This is a genomic window from Cryobacterium sp. Hb1, from assembly GCF_004403585.1.
Taxonomy (GTDB): Bacteria; Actinomycetota; Actinomycetes; order Actinomycetales; family Microbacteriaceae; genus Cryobacterium; species Cryobacterium lyxosi.
On the sequence record NZ_SOHI01000027.1, the window covers coordinates 241,114 to 261,372 of the forward strand.

20 protein-coding genes are annotated in these 20,259 nt (G+C 61.5%); 13 read left to right on the forward strand and 7 right to left on the reverse strand.

The genetic code is table 11. From position 1 onward, the window contains the following. Positions 1 to 52: 52 nt before the first annotated feature. Positions 53 to 2,146, reverse strand: coding sequence for a transketolase (gene tkt / locus E3T38_RS10500; RefSeq protein ID WP_134548160.1), 2,094 nt, complete (start codon positions 2,144 to 2,146; stop codon positions 53 to 55). Positions 2,147 to 2,470: 324 nt separating this feature from the next. Between tkt and E3T38_RS10505 the strand changes: the two genes are divergently transcribed. After that, the gene (locus E3T38_RS10505; protein WP_134548161.1) at positions 2,471 to 3,388 is read left to right on the forward strand and encodes a heme o synthase; all 918 of its coding nucleotides are present in this window, start codon (positions 2,471 to 2,473) and stop codon (positions 3,386 to 3,388) included. Positions 3,389 to 3,414: 26 nt separating this feature from the next. On the opposite strand, the gene E3T38_RS10510 is transcribed toward E3T38_RS10505, so the two are convergent. Further along, positions 3,415 to 4,002 carry a hypothetical protein gene (locus tag E3T38_RS10510; protein WP_134548162.1) on the reverse strand — a complete coding sequence of 196 codons (588 nt, stop codon included), beginning with the start codon at positions 4,000 to 4,002 and terminating at the stop codon, positions 3,415 to 3,417. A 127-nt stretch (positions 4,003 to 4,129) separates the two neighbouring features. Next, a complete protein-coding gene (locus E3T38_RS10515; protein ID WP_134548163.1) occupies positions 4,130 to 5,107 on the reverse strand; it encodes a heme A synthase in 978 nt (325 codons plus the stop codon). A gap of 310 nt (positions 5,108 to 5,417) precedes the next feature. Here E3T38_RS10515 and sufB point away from each other — a divergent pair, with 310 nt between their 5' ends. From sufB to E3T38_RS10555, 8 genes are all read left to right on the forward strand, one after another. Further along, on the forward strand, positions 5,418 to 6,836 hold the full coding sequence (gene sufB / locus E3T38_RS10520; RefSeq protein WP_104197989.1) for a Fe-S cluster assembly protein SufB: 1,419 nt from the start codon (positions 5,418 to 5,420) through the stop codon (positions 6,834 to 6,836). Further along, positions 6,837 to 8,084 (forward strand): Fe-S cluster assembly protein SufD, encoded by a 1,248-nt coding sequence (sufD, locus tag E3T38_RS10525; RefSeq protein WP_134548164.1) that lies wholly within the window; start codon positions 6,837 to 6,839, stop codon positions 8,082 to 8,084. Between the two features lie 2 nt (positions 8,085 to 8,086). Further along, the gene (locus E3T38_RS10530; RefSeq protein ID WP_104129097.1) at positions 8,087 to 8,413 is read left to right on the forward strand and encodes a non-heme iron oxygenase ferredoxin subunit; all 327 of its coding nucleotides are present in this window, start codon (positions 8,087 to 8,089) and stop codon (positions 8,411 to 8,413) included. 66 nt (positions 8,414 to 8,479) lie between these two features. Then, a complete protein-coding gene (sufC, locus tag E3T38_RS10535; RefSeq protein WP_104129098.1) occupies positions 8,480 to 9,244 on the forward strand; it encodes a Fe-S cluster assembly ATPase SufC in 765 nt (254 codons plus the stop codon). A gap of 4 nt (positions 9,245 to 9,248) precedes the next feature. Next, on the forward strand, positions 9,249 to 9,578 hold the full coding sequence (locus tag E3T38_RS10540) for a metal-sulfur cluster assembly factor (protein WP_104129099.1): 330 nt from the start codon (positions 9,249 to 9,251) through the stop codon (positions 9,576 to 9,578). Positions 9,579 to 9,726: 148 nt separating this feature from the next. Beyond that, positions 9,727 to 10,374, forward strand: coding sequence for a TetR/AcrR family transcriptional regulator (locus E3T38_RS10545; protein WP_134548165.1), 648 nt, complete (start codon positions 9,727 to 9,729; stop codon positions 10,372 to 10,374). 107 nt (positions 10,375 to 10,481) lie between these two features. After that, positions 10,482 to 12,080, forward strand: coding sequence for an ABC-F family ATP-binding cassette domain-containing protein (locus E3T38_RS10550; RefSeq protein ID WP_134548166.1), 1,599 nt, complete (start codon positions 10,482 to 10,484; stop codon positions 12,078 to 12,080). Positions 12,081 to 12,133: 53 nt separating this feature from the next. Further along, the gene (locus E3T38_RS10555; protein ID WP_134548167.1) at positions 12,134 to 13,408 is read left to right on the forward strand and encodes a glycosyltransferase; all 1,275 of its coding nucleotides are present in this window, start codon (positions 12,134 to 12,136) and stop codon (positions 13,406 to 13,408) included. A 13-nt stretch (positions 13,409 to 13,421) separates the two neighbouring features. Here the strand turns inward: E3T38_RS10555 and E3T38_RS10560 are convergent, their stop codons facing one another. Together E3T38_RS10560 and E3T38_RS10570 are read right to left on the reverse strand one after the other, a co-directional pair. Next, on the reverse strand, positions 13,422 to 14,270 hold the full coding sequence (locus E3T38_RS10560; protein WP_134548168.1) for an SURF1 family protein: 849 nt from the start codon (positions 14,268 to 14,270) through the stop codon (positions 13,422 to 13,424). A gap of 268 nt (positions 14,271 to 14,538) precedes the next feature. After that, on the reverse strand, positions 14,539 to 14,817 hold the full coding sequence (locus E3T38_RS10570; RefSeq protein WP_134548170.1) for a DUF3099 domain-containing protein: 279 nt from the start codon (positions 14,815 to 14,817) through the stop codon (positions 14,539 to 14,541). Positions 14,818 to 14,985: 168 nt separating this feature from the next. Between E3T38_RS10570 and E3T38_RS10575 the strand changes: the two genes are divergently transcribed. Next, entirely contained in the window at positions 14,986 to 15,696 is a 711-nt protein-coding gene (locus E3T38_RS10575; protein WP_134548171.1) for a beta-ketoacyl-ACP reductase, read from the forward strand. 27 nt (positions 15,697 to 15,723) lie between these two features. Here the strand turns inward: E3T38_RS10575 and serB are convergent, their stop codons facing one another. Together serB and E3T38_RS10585 are read right to left on the reverse strand one after the other, a co-directional pair. After that, on the reverse strand, positions 15,724 to 16,377 hold the full coding sequence (serB, locus tag E3T38_RS10580) for a phosphoserine phosphatase SerB (RefSeq protein WP_241984411.1): 654 nt from the start codon (positions 16,375 to 16,377) through the stop codon (positions 15,724 to 15,726). After that, positions 16,374 to 17,618: a glucose-1-phosphate adenylyltransferase gene (locus tag E3T38_RS10585; protein WP_134548172.1), complete on the reverse strand. Its 1,245-nt coding sequence runs from the start codon at positions 17,616 to 17,618 to the stop codon at positions 16,374 to 16,376. The genes serB and E3T38_RS10585 overlap by 4 nt, the downstream gene beginning before the upstream one ends. Before the next feature lie 80 nt (positions 17,619 to 17,698). Between E3T38_RS10585 and glgA the strand changes: the two genes are divergently transcribed. The 3 genes from glgA (at position 17,699) to E3T38_RS10600 (ending at position 20,193) form a co-directional block, all read left to right on the forward strand. Beyond that, positions 17,699 to 18,880 carry a glycogen synthase gene (gene glgA, locus E3T38_RS10590; protein ID WP_134548173.1) on the forward strand — a complete coding sequence of 394 codons (1,182 nt, stop codon included), beginning with the start codon at positions 17,699 to 17,701 and terminating at the stop codon, positions 18,878 to 18,880. An 83-nt stretch (positions 18,881 to 18,963) separates the two neighbouring features. Continuing rightward, a complete protein-coding gene (locus E3T38_RS10595; protein WP_134548174.1) occupies positions 18,964 to 19,746 on the forward strand; it encodes an ABC transporter ATP-binding protein in 783 nt (260 codons plus the stop codon). 195 nt (positions 19,747 to 19,941) lie between these two features. Further along, positions 19,942 to 20,193, forward strand: coding sequence for a type B 50S ribosomal protein L31 (locus E3T38_RS10600; RefSeq protein ID WP_092107894.1), 252 nt, complete (start codon positions 19,942 to 19,944; stop codon positions 20,191 to 20,193). Positions 20,194 to 20,259: the final 66 nt, after the last annotated feature.

Here is a 20,259-nt window from a genome sequence, read left to right on the forward strand (position 1 = left end):
GTGTGGAGAGGTTGGTGAAGTGCGGTGCTGGCCCCGTACTAGGAGGGCAACGTCAGGCTGCGCTAATTGATTCCTGAGCGGCGGCAACTACAGCTTCGGTGGTGATGCCGAATTCGCGGAACAGCGTCTGGTAGTCAGCGGATGCCCCGAAGTGTTCGATCGAGATGCTGCGGCCCGCATCGCCGACGTAGCCACGCCAGGTCAGCGCCAGGCCGGCTTCAACCGACACCCGTGCCGTGACGGCGGAAGGCAGCACTGACTCGCGGTATTCGATGCTTTGTTCTTCAAACCATTCAAGGCAGGGAGCGCTGACCACGCGCGCATGAATGCCCGAGGCGGCGAGCTGGGCGCGTGCGTCCACGGCGAGCTGTACTTCGGAGCCGGTAGCGATGAGGATCACGTCGGGGAGCCCGCCGACCGCTTCGGCCAGTACGTAGGCGCCACGAGCGACATTTTTCGCCGAGGCGAAGATTTCGCCGGATGCTGCGCCTTCGCCGCGGTCGTAGACGGGAATGTTCTGGCGGGTCAGGGCGATTCCAGCCGGGCCGCCCCGGCGTTCCAGAATGGTCTTCCAGGCCCATGCGGTTTCGTTGGCGTCGCCGGGACGAACCACATCGAGACCCGGGATAGCGCGCAGGGTCGCGAGCTGTTCGATCGGCTGGTGTGTGGGCCCGTCCTCGCCGAGAGCGACTGAGTCGTGGGTCCAGACGAAGATCGACGGCGCCCGCATGAGCGCTGCCAATCGAACGGCCGGTCGCATGTAATCGCTGAAGATCAAAAAAGTTCCACCGAACGGGCGGGTGTTGCCGTGTAGCACGATGCCGTTGAGAATCGCGGCCATGGCATGCTCACGGATACCGAAGTGCAGCACGCGACCGTGCGGGTTGCCGGTCCATTCGCCAGTCGAGTGCTCGCTCGGAATGAACGAAGCCGCACCGCCGATGGTGGTGTTGTTCGATTCGGCGAGGTCCGCCGAACCACCCCAGAGTTCCGGGATGACGCCGCCGAGGGCGGTCAGTACCTTGCCGGAGGCTGCACGGGTGGAAACCGCGGTGCCGGCAGGGAAGACCGGGAGTGCCGCGTCGACGCCGTCCGGCAGATCTCCGGAAAGCACTCGGTCGAGCAGAACCTTGCGCTCGGGGTTCAAAGCGGCCCAGGCATCGAACTGTACGGTCCACTCAGCATGCTGGGTCGCACCGCGTTCGAGGGCCAGCCGGGTGTGAGCGATGACTTCAGGGGCCACGTCGAAGGTCTTCTCCGGGTCGAAGCCGAGAACGGTCTTGACACCGGCGAGTTCTTCGGCACCGAGGGCTGACCCGTGGATCTTGCCGGTGTTCTGCTTCTTCGGGCTCGGCCAGCCGATGATCGTTTTCAGGATGATCAGGCTGGGCTTGCCGGTTTCCTGCTGCGCAGCTTCAATGGCCGCGTTCAGCTCGGCGACGTCTTCGACGTAGGAGCCGGTTTTCTTCCAATCCACCGTTTGCACGTGCCAGTCGTAGGCGGCGTATCGAGCAGCGACGTCTTCGGTGAAGGCAATGTTGGTGTCGTCTTCAATCGAGATCTGGTTGCTGTCGTAGATGGCAATGAGATTGCCGAGCTGCTGGTGGCCGGCGAGAGAGGATGCCTCGCTCGTGATTCCTTCCTGCAAGTCGCCATCGCCGGCGATGACATACACGAAGTGATCGAACGGGCTGTCGCCGGTGGCGGCATCCGGGTCGAACAGGCCGCGCTCGAAGCGGGACGCGTAAGCGAAGCCAACAGCGGATGCCAAGCCCTGGCCGAGCGGGCCGGTGGTGATCTCGACGCCGTCGGTGTGCCCGTATTCCGGGTGGCCGGGAGTCTTGGAACCCCACGTGCGCAGGGCCTTGAGATCGTCGAGCTCGAGGCCATAGCCGCCCAGGTAGAGCTGCACGTATTGAGTCAGCGAGCTGTGGCCGACCGAAAGAATGAATCGATCGCGACCGATCCAGTCGTTGTCGGACGGATCGCGGCGCATGACTTTCTGAAACAGGAGATATGCGGCCGGAGCGAGGCTCATCGCCGTGCCGGGATGCCCATTCCCAACTTTCTCAACGGCATCGGCCGCCAGAATGCGTGCGGTATCGACCGCCTGATCGTCAACGGAATTCCATTGGAAAGCTGCCACGTCACGTAACCCTTCATTGAAGCGAAGGCGGGTTGGGCTCAACCCATCCTTTGATAGTTGTGCAAGCGTCGGCAGCCTTCTCGCAGGACGGACCCGCGCGTTGGTCACGCGGGACTGCAAGCAAAATATCACCCCCGGCGAGTTGGCCTGCTAGATGCTGCCATCTCCCACCCGGGGGCTCGCCGATCTACTGATTCACTGTGGGGAGCTGTTTAAGTATACGCATCGAAGACGCTGGGCGGTCGATATGACGTGACCTGTCATTTGCAGTGACGGGCCACCGGGTGACCTAGAATTAGAGAACTGCCTAGCATTCGAGGATTTATGGACGTCGCACTTCAGACCATCGAGAGAACTCCACGTACGCTGAAGCGCACCCTCACGGCTTATGTTTCGCTGACGAAACCGCGAGTTGTCGAGTTGCTCTTGGTTGTCACGGCGCCCACGATGCTTCTCGCCGAGCGGGGAATGCCAAGCCTCTGGCTAATCCTGGCGACGCTCGTAGGAGGTTCGCTCAGCGCCGGATCCGCGGGTGCATTCAACTGCTATCTCGACCGTGACATCGACCGTCTCATGAAGAGAACTAAAAATCGCCCCCTGGTCACCGGAGAACTCAGCGACCGGGAAGCCCTGATCTTCGCGTGGGCCCTGGGTACGGCGTCCATTTTGTGGTTAGGCCTGCTGACCAACTGGCTGGCGGCCGCGCTGTCCTTCGGCGCGATTGTGCTCTACGTCGTTTTTTACACGATCATTCTCAAGCGTCGTACGCCCCAGAACATTGTTTGGGGCGGTGTAGCTGGTTGTATGCCCGTCCTCATCGGTTGGGCGGCCGTGACCGGAGACCTGTCCTGGCCGCCGGTTATTCTGTTTATGATCATTTTCCTGTGGACACCGCCGCATTACTGGCCGCTGTCAATGAAGTACCGCAACGACTACCTGGCCGCCGGCGTTCCAATGCTCGCTGTTGTGCGTGGTCGCGCTCAGGTGGGCCTACAGGTCATTCTGTACGCGTGGGCCACTGTCGCGTGCTCGCTGCTGCTGATTCCGATCGCCGACATGGGCGTGCTTTACACCTGTGTCGCGCTCGTTACAGGCGGCTGGTTCATCTACGAAACGCACCGGCTGTACAGCCTCGCGATTCGGCACGAGCACGTGTCACCGATGCGCGTCTTCCATGGCTCGATCGCGTACCTGACACTGTTGTTTGTAGCCGTCGGAGTGGATCCGCTGCTTCCGTTCTAGGCTCTTCGTGCCGTCCTCGGTCGAGGTTAGACCCGACGTGACAGTCGGTTGTCGATCTTGGCAACGTCGGCCGAATGGATGACGACGGTCACTACTCGGCCGGCCAGGGCCATACCCGTGGCAGTAAAGTCCGAGGCTGTCACCGTAATGGCGGGTAAGGCAGTATCGTCAACGACCAGGTTCGACCGGTGGGCAAGCGCGAGTTCAATTTCGGACTGCTGTTGAGTGTGCCGGTCGGCCCACAATTGCGACCCGAAATCGTAGGGGTTTTTGGCATAGTTCATCACGACATACTGCAGGTGTTGGTCGAGGGCATCCCGGATCGGATCGCCCCCGCGATTGGTGGAACCGGGCACGTCCGTGAAGACGAATCCGCGCAGTTCGGCGATGCCGACCGGACCGGCTGGAGAATCTTCGAACCAGAAATTACCAGACGGGTCGGCTAGCCAGTAATGTGCCTGGGCTTCCAGCGTGTGGCCATGGTTGCCGTACCAGCTCCATCCGCGTTCCTGGAGGCGCGGTTGATTCACAAAACCGAATACCGCAGGACCGAACAGGGCGAGACGCGCCGCGTCATCTGGCGGCTTCGATTTGGCTCCCGGTACGAGATGCATGTTTTGAGAATACACCGGCGACTACCGCCGGGGGAGAGTCACGCGGCAGTTTGCCAAAGGTGGTGTATCGCTCCAAGACCGGGTTGCGACCATCAACGCTTCTTCGGCATTCGGGGGAAACCGCAGACTATCTGTGTCGGCTGCTGACCGCGATCGTGTTGGCCAATTCGGTTGCATCGGGCGTTATGCCGACCGGGGCCTTGAGGTCGAGCACGACGGCGGTCATCGCTGCGGCGAGGACACAGGCCAGCACCATGTGCAGGCCAACGAGAACGGGTGGCAGGCCGAGGTTTGCCTGCAACAGGCCGACAACGATCTGCAGGAGCTCGATCATCAGCAGCGTGACAATGAATGAACGAACCCTCAGCTTAATTCGAACGGATGCCACTAGGAGCAGAATCGTCAAGACCAGCGTCGCGTAGCCCGGCCAGGCGTGCAGGTGCTCTAGCAATTCAGCGTTGAAGCCCGTGCGTCCCGCGGCAGCATCACCCGAATGCGGTCCGGAGGCGGTAGTCAGCACGCCCATCATCACGGTCAGTGCCACGACAAAGCTGGTGGCGTGGGCCAGCCCGGCGACGCCGACCGGAACGATCAGGGCACGCGGCCCTGGTGCGAGATAGACCCGGTGCACGAGCACGGTCGCAAGGCAGACCATGATGAGTGACGCCGTGAAGTGGAAGCCAACGATAAATGGGTTGAGACCGGTCCACACGGTGACGCCACCAACGAGTGCCTGCGCGAGAACACCGCCGCCGAGAATCACGGCGAGGACGAAGAGGTCTTTGCGTTCCTTGCGCAAACGCCAGAGCAAAACGACAGCGGCGATCGCGATGATTCCGATGAGCCCGGTCATCAAACGGTTGCCAAACTCAATGACGCCATGCAGGCCCATCTCCTGCGTCGGCACGAGCGACCCGGGGACGCAGGACGGCCAGGTCGGGCAGCCGAGTCCGGAGCCAGTGAGGCGCACGGCACCGCCGGTGCCGACAATCACTATCTCGGAGACCAGGGACAGCCAGGCAACCACCCGAATACGTGCGTCGATAGCGCTGGGTAATCGTTGGTAAATGGAATTCACTGCTTCTGCTCCCACTGTCTCACTCATGATCGCGTGCTTTCTGATTGTGCCCTGTGCAAATGTAAATCAACCGGCAAGCACGCGTATCTTGCCGATCAACCTGTAGAATTGGAATTTCCATGGAGAACTCTCTTACGGTCACAGTGACTGCACGAGGTCGACCGGAATCGAACAGTGGCCGAAGGGGCACGGGCGACTCGGGTTCGGTTTGGCTCTATGAACATTCTAGGTACGCAACGTAGCTGTCCACACAACCCGTTCCCCGTGGTCTCCACTGAGGTCGCCCGGGAATCACCGGACTAATATCCGGGTTGTGCTGGGTAGAGAAGAGGTAAATATGTCGGATGTCCTGCTCGACCGTCCCGACCTTGAGGGGATTGGCACCTACGAATTCGGGTGGGCCGATTCAGACAAGGCCGGCGCATCCGCGCGCCGTGGCATTTCTCCCGAGGTCGTCACAGACATCTCGAACCTGAAATCCGAGCCGGATTGGATGCTGCAGCGTCGACTGAAAGCCCTGCAGCTGTTTGAACGCAAGCCCATGCCCACCTGGGGCGCCGATCTTTCCGAGATCGATTTCGACAACATCAAGTACTTCGTGCGGTCTACGGAGAAGCAGGCCCAAACCTGGGAAGACCTGCCCGACGACATTAAGAACACTTACGAGAAGCTCGGGATCCCCGAAGCCGAGCGCCAACGCCTCGTCTCCGGTGTGGCAGCCCAGTACGAGTCCGAAGTGGTCTACCACCAGATCAATGAGGAACTTGCAGCCCAAGGCGTCATCTTCATGGACACCGACACGGCGCTCAAGGAGCACCCCGAATTCTTCGAAGAGTACTTCGGCACCATCATCCCCTCCGGCGACAATAAATTCGCCGCGCTCAACACGGCCGTGTGGTCTGGCGGATCCTTTGTCTACGTGCCGCCCGGCGTGCACGTAGAGATTCCGTTGCAGGCCTATTTCCGCATCAACACGGAGAACATGGGCCAGTTTGAGCGCACGCTTATCATCGCCGACGAGGGCAGCTACGTGCACTACATCGAGGGCTGCACCGCCCCGATCTACAAGTCTGATTCGCTGCACTCTGCCGTCGTCGAAATCGTCGTGAAGAAAAACGCTCGCGTTCGTTACACGACCATCCAGAACTGGTCAAACAACGTCTACAACCTCGTCACCAAGCGGGCCACGGCTGGCGAAGGCGCCACGATGGAATGGATCGATGGAAACATCGGCTCCAAGGTCACCATGAAGTACCCGTCCATCTACCTGATGGGCGAGCACGCCAAGGGCGAAACCCTCTCCGTAGCCTTCGCTGGCCCCGGGCAACACCAGGACGCCGGCGCCAAAATGATCCACATGGCTCCGTACACGCAGTCCTCAATCGTCTCCAAGTCCATCGCTCGCGGTGGCGGACGCAGCGGGTACCGGGGTGAGGTCCGAGTGGATGCCGCGGCACATCACTCCGCCAACACCGTGCGCTGTGATGCACTGCTGGTCGACACCCAGTCACGGTCCGACACCTACCCGTCTATCGACATTCGGGTGGACGACGTGCAGCTCGGCCACGAAGCCACCGTCTCCCGCGTCAGCGAAGAACAGTTGTTCTACCTGATGAGCCGAGGCATGCCCGAAGACGAGGCCATGGCCATGATCGTTCGCGGATTCATCGAACCAATCGCTCGGGAGCTCCCGATGGAGTACGCCCTTGAACTCAACAAGCTCATTGAAATGGGCATGGAAGGATCCGTCGGCTAAATGTCCGCCGCTTCAGCGCTTTCGAAGAGCGCTTCAAAAACTGTGCCCGCACCTCCCACATCCGCTGCCGATTCGTCTACCCTTCCGCCCGGCCAGCATGGAATCAAAGAACATTCAGACGGCCGTTTCGGTTACGTGCCGGTGCAAACCCGCTCTGACCGCTTCAAGAGCGTCAACGTAGCCGACTTCGAGGCCGTCACCGGCCGCGAAGGCGTCTGGAAGCATTCGCCCGTCGCGAAATTCACCGACCTCACCGCCGGTGACCTCGACGGTTCCCGCTATCCGGTTGAGTCGACCCCGTCAGCGGACATATCCGTCGAATGGGTACCGAGAACGGATGCCCGGATCGGGACCGCCGGTCTGCCCGAAGAACGTGCAGCCGCCAATGCCTGGTCGGTGTTCGACGACGCCCTCGCCATCACGGTGAGTGGTGAAGACGCCAAGGAAATCGTGGTCACCCGGTCGGGTCTCGGCAACAGCGCCCGCGGCGCCCACACGATCATCGAAGCCAAGCCGTTCAGCCAGGCCACGGTCATCCTGGAGAACACGGGCAACGCCCGGCTCACCGAGAATCTCGAGATCATTCTCGGCGAATCCGCAAACCTCACCGTCGTTTCACTGCAGGAATGGGACGACTCCGCGGTGCACCTCGCCAACCACTTCGCATCCGTCGGACGTGACGCCCGACTCAAGCACGTTGTTGTCTCACTCGGCGGCAGTATCGTGCGGGTGAACCCGTCGGTGCGCCTTGCCGGAACCGGTTCAGACACCCTGCTCCTCGGGCTGTACTTCGCGGATGCCGGCCAGCACCTGGAACAGCAGGTGTACGTCTTTCACGATGCCCCGAAGAGCCGCAGCCGCGTGAACTACAAGGGAGCACTGCAGGGCCAGGATGCCCGCACAGTGTGGATTGGCGATGTGCTGATCGGCAACAGGGCTGCCGGCACCGACAGCTACGAACAGAACCGCAACCTCGTACTCACCGAGGGTACCCGTGCCGATTCCATCCCCAACCTGGAGATTGAGACCGGCGACATCGTCGGGGCCGGTCACGCCAGCGCGACCGGACGGTTCGATGACGAGCAGCTGTTCTACCTTCAGGCTCGCGGCATCACCGAGGAGGAAGCGCGGCGACTGGTCGTGCGCGGATTCCTCACCGAGGTCGTGCAGCAGATTGGTTCCCCCGAACTTGAGGCTCGGTTGCAACTCGCAATCGAAGCCGAACTTATTGGAACGGACGACAAGTAAGCATGACCGCAACGAAGATCTGCGCTCTCGATGAGCTCGAAGTGAACCAGGCCATCAAGGTCGAAATCGATGGGGTCGCCATCGCCCTCGTCCGTGATGCCGCTGGCGATGTTTTCGCCATCGGAGACACGTGCACGCACGGTGATATCTCGCTATCCGAGGGATTCGTGGAGGGCCAGACTCTCGAGTGCTGGGCCCACGGTTCGATGTTCTCCCTCACCACCGGAAAGCCGCTGTCCCTGCCGGCCTACGATCCGGTCCCGGTTTACAACGTCGAGCTCATTGACGGCTTTGTCTTCGTCGATCCGTCCGTCACTGTCGCGGTCTGAGTCTGTCTCACACACCGACCGTCCCACCAGCCATTCAAGCCAAATTCAGAAGGGAATAAGACATTCATGTCTGTTCTTGAGATCAAAGACCTGCACGTCAGCGTCGAGACCGACCAAGGCACCAAGCAGATTCTGCGCGGCGTCGACCTCACCATCAATGAAGGCGAAATTCACGCCATCATGGGCCCGAACGGTTCGGGCAAGTCCACCCTGGCGTACACGATCGCTGGTCACCCGAAGTATCACGTCGAGAGCGGCTCCATTTTGCTCGACGGCGCCGAGGTACTCAAAATGACAGTGGATGCCCGAGCTCGCGCCGGCCTGTTCCTTGCCATGCAGTACCCGGTCGAGATTCCCGGTGTGACCGTCACCAACTTCCTCCGCACCGCCAAGACTGCCATTGAGGGTGAAGCCCCACCAATCCGCACGTGGATCAAGGACGTGCGCCAGGCCATGACTGACCTGCGCATGGACAAGGCTTTCGCCGAGCGCAACGTCAATGAGGGCTTTTCCGGCGGTGAGAAAAAGCGTAACGAGATTCTCCAGCTCGAACTGCTCAAGCCCAAGTTCGCCGTGCTCGATGAGACCGACTCCGGTCTCGACGTTGACGCACTCAAGATCGTATCGGAGGGTGTCAACCGCGCCAAGGCCAACACCGGCCTCGGACTGCTCCTCATCACGCACTACACGCGTATCCTGCGGTACATCCACCCGGACTTCGTGCACGTCTTCGTCAATGGCCGTATCGCCGAACAGGGCGGCCCTGAGCTCGCTGACCGCCTCGAAGACGAAGGCTACGATCGCTTTCTCGTGCCGTCGAACGTAGGCTGAACTTATGGTTTCAACATTGAGTCCGGCGCGCTTCGATGAAATCGAAGAGGCTCTCAAAGACGTCATGGACCCGGAGCTCGGCATCAATGTCGTCGACCTCGGGCTCATCTACGACCTCGGCTGGGACGATGAGAACAATGCGCTCATCATCCACATGACCCTCACCTCGGCCGGCTGCCCGCTGACCGATGTGCTCGAGGAGCAGACGGCTGAGGCTTTGGATGGTGTCGTTGACCAGTTCCGCATCAACTGGGTCTGGATGCCGCCGTGGGGTCCCGAAAAGATCACCGACGACGGTCGCGACATGATGCGTGCCCTCGGCTTCGCAATGTAACTCCTGTCCGAATTGAAAGCCCCGTCTGTCTTAGCAGGCGGGGTTTTTTCGTGCCTGCTCGTCGCGTTGCCTGCTCGTCGCGTTGCCTGCTCGTCACTCGTCCAAAATTAGACATCAGTTCTACTGACTAGAATGATATGCTAACGACATGGATATCGGGGAAAATGGCGTGGTCCGGCGGCGGGCTGCCCAGGCGGCGAGCACGCGGGCTGAGATCGTAATGGCGGCGGGAAAGTTGATGCTCGAGCGCGGGTATGTTGGCACATCGGTGTCGGCAATCGCGGGGGAGGCTGGCGTGGTCGTGCAGACCATTTACAACTCGGTGGGGTCGAAGGCCGAACTGTTGGCGGCGGTGCTCGATCGAGTCGCTGCAGAACCGGGGGCGCCGGCACTGCTGTCGGGGGCCACACGGGAACGCATTGCCGCGGCGCGCACGGCAACCGAGGTTATTCGGATTGTGGCTCGGTCGAGCGCACTGGTGAATGAACGCACTTCGGGCATTTTGCGCATTGTCACCGAAGCGGCCGTGGTCGATCCCGATGTGGGGGAATTCGAGCAGAAGCGTGACGCGGCCCGGCTGCACGGCTTTGGCGAGGTGGCAGCTGCACTGCGAGAGAAGCGGGGCCTGCGCGCGGGCCTGATCTACAGCGGGGGGCTGAGTGACCATGAGGCGGCGGCGACGATGTGGGCGCTGGCCCATCCGCACACCTTCCGTACCCTCGTACTGTCCCTGGGATGGTCGACCGAAGCGTACCTGAACTGGCTCGAAAAATCGCTTCTGGCGGCTTTGCTCTAGGCCTCCATGTGCCGAGCACAGCCTGAAGGCAAATATACTAGTGAGTTGGACCGCTTTGGCCCACCCACACTTCACATCCCTACACACACCTCGAATGGACTATTGCTGTGCTCAACGTGCAAGATCTCGAAATCCGCGTTGGAGCCCGCGTGCTCATGGAGGGCGTCAACTTCCGCGTCGCGAGCGGCGACAAGATCGGCCTCGTCGGTCGGAACGGCGCGGGCAAGACGACACTGACGAAGACGCTCGCGGGGGAGACCAACCCGACCAAGGGTTCGATCAGCCATTCCGGTGAAATTGGCTACCTGCCCCAGGACCCCCGGGCGGGTGACCCGACCATGCTCGCCCGCACTCGCATTCTGGACGCGCGCGGCCTCGGCACCATTGCCCTCGGCATGCACGAGTCCAGCTTGGCCATGGCTGACCCCGATCCCAAGATCAGCGCCGCCGCGATGAAAAAGTATGGTCGCCTGACGGATGAGTTCAACGGTTTGGGCGGTTATTCCGCTGAGGCTGAAGCCGCATCGATCGCTAGCAACTTGAAACTGCCCGACCATATCCTCGACCAGGCCCTCAGTACCCTCTCCGGTGGTCAGCGTCGCCGCATCGAACTGGCCCGCATCTTGTTCTCGGCCGCCGAGATGATGATTCTCGACGAACCCACCAACCACCTCGACGCCGACTCGGTGGCCTGGCTGCGCGAGTTTGTGAAGAATTACAAGGGCGGCTGCATCATCATCAGCCACGACATCGAGCTTGTCGGAGAAACGGTCAACCGCGTCTTCTACCTTGATGCGAACCGCATGATGATCGACATTTACAACATGAACTGGAAGAACTACCTGCTACAGCGCACGGCGGATGCGGACCGCCGTAAGAAGGAGCGCTCCAACGCCGAGAAAAAGGCCTCAACCCTGCAGCTGCAGGCTGCCAGGTTTGGCGCTAAGGCCAGCAAGGCCGCCGCTGCCCACCAGATGGTTGCTCGAGCCGAGAAGCTTCTCTCCGGGCTCGACGCCGTGCGCGCCGTGGAACGCGTCGCCAAGTTGCGCTTTCCCGAGCCGGCACCGTGTGGTCGAACCCCGCTGATGGCCAAGGACCTGTCCAAGAGCTACGGTTCGCTGGAAATCTTCACCGCCGTCGACCTTGCGATCGACCGCGGCTCCAAGGTTGTCATCCTCGGCCTCAACGGGGCCGGAAAGACTACCCTCTTGCGCATGCTCGCCGGTGTCGACGAATCTGACACCGGCTCGATCGAACCCGGGCACGGGCTACGGATCGGCTATTACGCGCAGGAACATGAAACGATCGACGTCAACCGCAGCGTGCTCGAGAACATGGTTTCTTCCTCGCCCAGCATCACCGAGATGGAAGCCCGTCGGGTACTGGGCTCGTTCCTGTTCACCGGTGACGACTCCAACAAGCCGGCCGGTGTGCTGTCCGGCGGCGAGAAGACCCGTCTTGCCCTGGCCATGATCGTCGTCTCCGGTGCCAACGTGCTGCTGCTGGACGAGCCGACTAACAACCTCGACCCGGCCAGCCGCGAGGAAATTCTTGATGCTCTTGCGCACTACGCCGGTGCTGTTGTACTCGTGAGCCATGATGAGGGCGCAGTGCAGGCCCTCAATCCGGAGCGCGTGTTGATCATGCCCGAGGGTACGGAAGACCACTGGAACAAGGATTACCTCGACCTCATCGAGCTGTCCTAACTGATTCTCTAATTAGGCGTCGCCTCATCGGATCCGATTCACAGGAAGGGTGTGTGTTGTCCCTCGACAAATCGCTGCGCATCGCGCTGGTGTGCCTGCACACTTCACCGGGTGCTGATCCCGGTGCCGGTGATGCTGGCGGTATGAACGTCGTCGTACGACATCAAGCCGAAGCTCTTGCAGGTCTCGGTCACTCCGTGACCATTCTGACCCGCCGTTCGGCGGCCAATCAGCCGACGATGATGCAGCTCCTACCCGGTGTGACCCTGGAGTTTCTTGACGCCGGCCCGGCAGCTGCACTGAACAAGGGCGACCACGAACATTGGATCGATGAGTTTTCGACCCAGCTGGCGGCGCGACCGGCCTGGGACATTGTCCACTCGCATCACTGGTTTTCCGGCATGGCCGCTTTGCCGGTAGCCAGGGGGTGGGGGGTACCGCACGTACAAAGCTTCCACAGCATCGCTGCCAACGATTTAACGCCGCTCTCAGCGGGGGAACGTGCCGAATCGCCAGGACGGATGCTCGGCGAGGCGTGGCTGGCCCGTGAATCGGATTCACTCGTCGCGATCAGTGCGTCCGAGGCGGCGACGATCACTGGTCGGCTGGGCGGTGCCGTGCAACGCACGGTTGTTGTTTCGCCCGGTGTCGACAGCAGCTTGTTCTCACCGAGCGTGCCGCTTGATCTGGCGGCACCAGTCGATGACCGTGGTTACGTTCTTGTCGCAGCGCGTCTGCAACCACTCAAAGGCATCGACCTGGCCATTGCCGCGGTCGCGGCCGTGCCGGCGGCCATTCGTCCGGCTCTCCTGGTCGCAGGCGCGGCTTCGGCCGACTACGACGGCTACGTTGACGAATTGCGTGCGATCGCCGAGCGGGTCGGGTTCGCTGATCAGCTGGGGCTGATCGGTCCACAGTCCCGGGTTGATATGACCGCCCTGTTTCGGGGCGCCCGGCTCGTGCTCGTGCCGTCTCACTCGGAAACCTACGGGCTCGTTGCTCTTGAAGCTGCCGCGAGTGGTGTGCCCGTCATCGCCGCAGCATCCGGCGGTCTACGTGAAGCCGTTGCTGACGGGGTGACCGGCCTGGTGCTGGAGTCGCGTGAACCACTGGTGTGGGCCGAGGCGATCACTCATCTACTGACCGATCCGCAGCGGGCGCGGCAGCTTTCGGTGGCGGCGCGCGAGCACGCACTCGGCCTGAAATGGACCCGGTCGGCTGCGTCACTGCTCGAGGTCTACCGTGGACTGCTCGCGCGCGGCGCGCACGGGGAACGACTACGTCAGGGTACGACCGAAAGCCCGCAGCACCGCCGCGACGTCGCCTAAGGTTTCTTGTGCCCTAGGTCAGTTGGCGGTCGAGCAGCGCATCTTCAATTTCCGCATCGTCGCGCGGTTTTGCGGCCCGCTTGCGGGCACGCTCATCGGCGCGTGCGCGCTCTTCTGGATCTTCGGCATTCACGCTGCGGTATTCCTCGCGCAGCGCCCAGCCGAGGCCGATGAAGGCGAGCAGACCGAACACAAACCACTGGAAGGCGTACGACAGGTGGGGGCCCTCGTCGCGGATCGGTTTAACGACAGCGATCGGGCGTTTCTCGTTCGGCGCGGGACTTTCCGAGTCCATGAGGCCATATGCACCGGTGTAGGTCGGTGCGTTGAGCCGCTCGGCAATAGACATGAGGTTGATCGTTGCCACTTGGTTACCGCTCGCCGTGCGACCGGGCAGGTCTGGTTCGGCGGCTTTGAGCCGAGCTACTACGGTGACAGTTCCGCTCGGCGGTGCCGGGACGGTGTCGGGAGCATCCTGCTCCTGGCCGGTCGGCAGCCAACCGCGGTCGACGATGAAAATCGTGCCATCGGAAAGCAAGAGCGGCGTCAGCACCTCAAAGCCGGGATTGACGTTGAGGGGGCGGTTGCGCGCGAGCAGTTCCTCGTCGATGAGGTAGGTGCCGGTGAGCTTCACCGGCATCCACTTCTGGGAGTCGTCGAAGGACGTCAGGTCGGGGAGCGCTTCGACAACGGGAACGGGGTTCGCGTCAAAGTTGGATTCGATCTTGAACAGCTCGGTGAGGGCTTCATCACGCCGGGCGAGTTGCCAGACGCCGAGCCCGGAACACACCACGGCGAAGAGAATGGCGAGTGCCAGATACCCGGCCCAGCGTCGGCTGAAGGCGAATTGCCAGCCCGTCATTGCGCATCTCCAGCGCGCTCTGGCCCGCCGAGCGCAAGCGGGCTTACGGTGAGAGGGAAATCACGGGCGGCGAGAAATTCACGCAGGTAGTCGACATGGTCGTCGCAGGCCAACCAAGTTTTGACGCGGTCAGCTGAGTGGATGCGCGGGTTGCGCCAATCGAGGCGCCAATGGCCCTCATTTCGGCAGTCTGCGCGCGAGCAGGTTGACGTGTGCATGGGCGCGCCCAGCCCGATCATCGGACCGCCCCGTGCGGCCGCGCGAACAATTACCGAACCTCGTCGTCGGTGTTGCGGTACGTTGCGACGGTGCCGGGCCGTAATACTTCGGCTCCGCGCGGCGCAACGTGCACGTTCGCGACCACGACCGCGAAGTAAGGGAGCACGATCGCACCGATGGCGCAGAGCAGCAGCCACCAACCCTGCACGAACAGCATCAGCACAATGCACACGATACGGACACCCATCGCAATGGAGTACTTGATCATCCGGTTGCGTCGTTCGCTCTCCGGGGAGGCGGGGAGCGAAGTGATCGACTGCTGCTTCATGGGTCCGTCGGGTTCGTGATCGGGTTAGTCAGCGGGGAATAGTCCGCTCCGTCCAGCCTACGTCTGTGTGGCGTGATTCTTGCACGCCTTAAACTTGAATCTGCCGGGTATTTTGTAAAACTCTCCACCGGCAGCCCGCAGCTGAGTGAACAACAGAAGAGGAACTTTATGACAACGGCTCGAACAGTGCTCGTCACCGGCGGTAACCGCGGCATCGGGTTTGCCATCGCGGAGGAATTTCTCGCCCAGGGCCATCGCGTCGCTGTGACTTCGCGGTCTGGACACGGACCGGCCGGTAGCCTCACCGTGCGCGCCGACGTGACCGATGCCGCTTCGATCGACGCCGCGTATACCGAGGTTGAGGCGACATACGGTCCGGTTGAGGTCGTCGTTGCGAACGCCGGAATCACCCGCGACACCCTGCTTATGCGCATGTCCGATGATGATTTCACGTCGGTGATCGACACGAACCTCAACGGAGCGTTCCGCGTGGTCAAAAGGGCGAGCAAAGGCATGCTCAAGGCCCGTTTCGGTCGCATCGTGTTGATTTCCAGCGTGGTCGGACTCTATGGGTCACCGGGACAGGTGAATTATTCGGCATCGAAGAGCGGGCTGATCGGCCTGGCACGCTCGATCACACGCGAGCTCGGTGCTCGCGGCATTACTGCAAACGTCATCGCTCCAGGTTTTATCGAAACCGACATGACAGCTGCTCTCCCCGAAGCGCAACAGGCGGACTACAAGCGCAACATTCCGGCCGGCCGTTTTGCCACTCCATTGGAAGTTGCTCGCGTCGTCACTTGGCTCGCCAGCGATGACGCCGGGTACATTTCCGGTGCCGTTATTCCCGTCGATGGCGGCCTGGGAATGGGGCACTGAGCAAACAATCGAGGGGCGCGGACCTCGTCAGCCGCGCAGGCCAAGCAACGGCAGCACCTGACTGAGGTCGCACCGGTCGATCACGAGGTCGGCCTCACGCTTGACCTGTGGCTTGGCGTTGAACGCGACGGCGAGGCCGGCGGCATCCATCATGCGCAGGTCGTTGGCGCCATCCCCGACCGCGACCGTCTGCGGCAGGGCGATGCGTTCATGTGCCGCCCATTCGCGCAGGGCGACCGCTTTGGCCTCGGCGTCGATGATCGGTCCGAGGACCCGCCCGGTCAGGCGGCCGGCTTCGACTTCAAGTCGGTTCGCCCGCCAATGGTCGACTTTGAGGTCGGCCGCGAGGGGGTCGAGCAACTCATGAAAGCCGCCAGACACGACGCCGACGAGGCCCCCGGCGGCATGAATGCCGGAGATCAGCTCCTGCACCCCCTCGGTTGGGCGGATGCGCTGCCCCACCTCGGTGAAAACAGTGTCGGGCAGTCCCGCCAGGGTCAAAACTCGCTCGCGCAGGCTGTCGGCGAAATCAATTTCGCCGCGCATGGCGCGCTCGGTCACGTTGGCAACGAGATCTCGCGAGCCGGCGGCATCCGCCAACAGTTCGATCACCTCATCCTGAATCAGGGTCGAGTCTGCATCGAGCACGACCAGAAAGCGTGGTGCAGTAGCGCAGATCACGGAGTAACGAACACTCCCTTACCGACCACGGTGATACCCGATTCGGTCACACTGAAACCGCGCGCGAGGTCGCGATCACGATCGACACCGACCGTGGCGCCAGCTTCAACGATGACTTCCTTGTCGAGAATGGCACGTCGCACGATCGCATCGGGTCGAATCTGCACCCGGTCAAACACGATCGAGTCGATGACTTCGCAGGCCGACCCGATCGAGGTCCAAGGCCCAAGAACGCTGCGCTCGATGTGTGCGCCGGAAATGACGCAACCCAGCGACACAATCGAGTCGATCATGGTGCCGAGAGCGCCCTTGCCGTCGCGCACGAATTTAGCCGGTGGCGAGTTCAACTGCATGCTGAATATCGGCCATTCGTGGTTGTACAGGTTGAACACGGGCAGCGCCGAAATAAGATCCTGGTGGGCCTCGAAGAACGAGTCGATCGTTCCCACATCGCGCCAGTAGTACCGATCGCGATCGGTTGACCCCGGCACCACATTGCGTTGTAGATCGTATACACCGGCTTCGCCGCGGGAGACGAAATCGGGAATGATGTCACCGCCCATGTCGTGGCTCGAATCGGTACGCTCACCATCGCGCAGTACCGCCTCGATCAGGGCGTCGGTGTTGAAGACGTAGTTACCCATCGAGGCGAACACCTCGTGGGGGGCGTCGGCAAGCCCGACGGCATCCTTGGGCTTCTCACGAAAATCGGAGATCCGATCAGGGGTGGCAGGATCCACTTCAATGACGCCGAACTGATCGGCCAAGCCGATAGGCTGGCGAATCGCAGCGACCGTGGCCGACAGGCCAGAAGCGATGTGTGCGTCGATCATCTGGCTGAAATCCATGCGATAGACGTGGTCGGCACCCACGACGACAACGATGTCGGGTTTCTCGTCGTGAATAAGATTCAGGCTCTGCAAAATCGCATCGGCCGAGCCGCTGAACCAACGCTTGCCAAGACGCTGTTGAGCGGGCACGGAGGCGATGTACGAGTTAGACAATCCACCGGACATATGCCAAGTCTGGGAGACGTGGCGGTCGAGACTGTGTGATTTGTATTGGGTCAGCACAACGACTTGGGTGAGGCCCGAATTGATCAGGTTGGACAGGGCGAAATCCACCAAGCGGTAATGCCCCCCAAAGGGGACCGCTGGCTTGGCCCGGTCCTCGGTTAGCGGCATCAGCCGTTTTCCCTCACCGCCGGCGAGCACGATTCCAAAGATTTTCGTGGCTTTCATGTGTACAGAGTAGGGCCAACCGTGCGGCTCGAGTTGCACGGCGGGATGTGGGTCGGGTTCTGCTGCGCTACCTTTGCTCCATGCGAGTGGATCTGATGACCAAGGAATACCCTCCGGAGATTTATGGGGGAGCGGGCGTTCACGTGATGGAGCTCGTGCGAGCACTTCGCGAAGATATTGACGTGTCGGTGCGCTGCTTCGGTGCACCCCGCACGGACACCGACACCTTTGCCTACGACGTTCCGGCACAGCTGGCCAACGCCAACGCCACCCTGGGCACCCTCGGCGTTGACCTGCAGATGGCTCAAGACGCCGCTGACGCCGATCTGGTGCACTCGCACACTTGGTATGCCAATGCGGCCGGCCACCTCGCGAAGATGCTGCACGGAATCCCGCACGTCGTCACGGCCCACAGCCTCGAACCCCTGCGACCGTGGAAGGCCGAGCAGCTCGGTGGCGGCTACCGCGTCTCCAGCTGGATCGAGAAAACGGCCTTTGAGGCAGCAGATGCCGTGATCGCCGTCAGCGACGGCATGCGGCGCGACATTCTGCGCAGCTACCCGGCGCTCGATGAGAGCCGAGTGCACACCGTGTACAACGGTATTGACCTCGACCGCTGGAAGCCCAGACTCGACGCCGACGTCGTACGGGAGCTGGGAATCGCCCCTGAGCGGCCGTCTGTCGTCTTTGTTGGTCGCATCACCCGGCAAAAAGGCCTGCCGTACCTGTTACGCGCCGCCGCGTTGCTGCCGTCAGAGGTGCAGCTCGTACTGTGTGCCGGTGCGCCGGACACTCCGCAAATCCTGGCGGAAGTGACCGCTGGCGTCGAGGCGTTGCAGCGCGAACGGTCGGGGGTCGTCTGGATCAACCGACTTCTCGCCCAACCAGAGCTCGCCGCGGTTCTCACGCACGGCACCGTCTTTGTGTGCCCGTCCATTTACGAACCGCTCGGAATTGTCAACCTCGAGGCAATGGCCTGTGGGTTGGCAGTCGTCGGTACCGCTACCGGTGGTATTCCCGAAGTTGTCGCCGACGGTCAAACCGGACGTCTGGTGCCGATTGAGCAGCTCACCGACGGCACGGGCACCCCGTTGAATCCCGATCAATTCGTCGCTGACCTCGCCCGCATCCTGACCGAGGTGGTGAGCGATCCGACTCGAGCGGCTGAAATGGGACGCGCTGGTCGTCTGCGCGCCGAGCAGGAGTTCGGCTGGAGCCAAATCGCCACCCGCACCCAGGAGATCTATGCGTCGGTACTGTGACCCACCCCGTCGGTGGTGCCGGTCTCAGTCTTAGGGCGAGCCCGGCGTATTTGTGCGTCGGCGCCGCCCGATAACATGGCTATATGGTCAACGTTTTGCATTTCACCGACGTCTCGGTCGTCCGGGGTGGCACTACCATCCTCGACTCAGTGAATTGGAGTGTCGACGACGACCAGCGGTGGGTCATCCTCGGCCCGAACGGGGCTGGCAAGACCACGCTGTTACAGATTGCTGCAGCTTTCATGCATCCGTCGGCCGGCCAGGCCGAGGTGCTCGACGAGACGCTGGGCGGAACGGATGTCTTTGAGCTGCGGCCCAGAATCGGGTTTGCCTCGACGGCCATGGCACGGAAAGTTCCCGCCAAAGAGAAGGTCCTCGACGTAGTCATGACTGCGGCCTATTCGGTAACCGGCCGGTGGAATGAAGAATACGAGACCATCGATGAACGACGCGCCCAGCGCGTATTGCAGGAATGGAATCTCGATCATCTTGCCGAGCGCGAATTCGGCACCCTGAGCGATGGAGAACAGAAGCGGGTTCAGATCGCCCGCTCAGTCATGACCGACCCGGAAATTCTCTTACTCGACGAGCCTGCTGCGAGCCTCGACCTCGGCGCACGGGAAGCACTTTTGCAGCTTCTAAGCGGCTTCGCTCAGGAACCCAACTCGCCGGCCATCATCATGGTCACCCACCACGTTGAAGAGATTCCACTTGGATTCACTCACGTGCTGCTACTGTCCGGCGGCAAGGTCGTCTCGGCCGGGCCGATCGGCACCGCACTCACCGAGACGGCTCTGAGCGAAACGTTCGGCCTGAATATCGAACTCATCGAGACCGACGGCCGCTTCGCGGCGCGCGCTGTCTAAACAGAACGCCGCGACACGACGACTTCAACTCCCAGGCTCTTTTACTGAAAGCAAGGTCTGCTAGGGTAAAGGGCTGGCCATCAGGCCAACCAGCTCGTCGTCGTCCTCTGAGTATGCGTCGAGCGGTGCCCAACAATCGAACAGCACTGTGACCAGTTACAAGTCTGTTCACCAGAAGTGCAAAAGGAAATCTTCATGAAGTCTGACATTCATCCCGAGTACGCTGCCGTCGTGTTCCGCGACCTCGCCTCCGGTGCGACCTTCCTGACCCGGTCGACGGTCTCGAGCAAGAAGACCATCGAGTGGGAAGACGGAACCACGTACCCGGTCATCGACGTGGAAATCTCCTCCGAATCACACCCGTTCTACACGGGCAAACAGCGCATCATGGACTCCGCCGGGCGCGTCGAGAAGTTCAACTCACGCTACAAGGGCTTCGGCAAATAACACCAGGTTTTTTGCGATACCTCTAGCTCCAAACAAAAAAAGCGACCAGCTTCGGCTGGTCGCTTT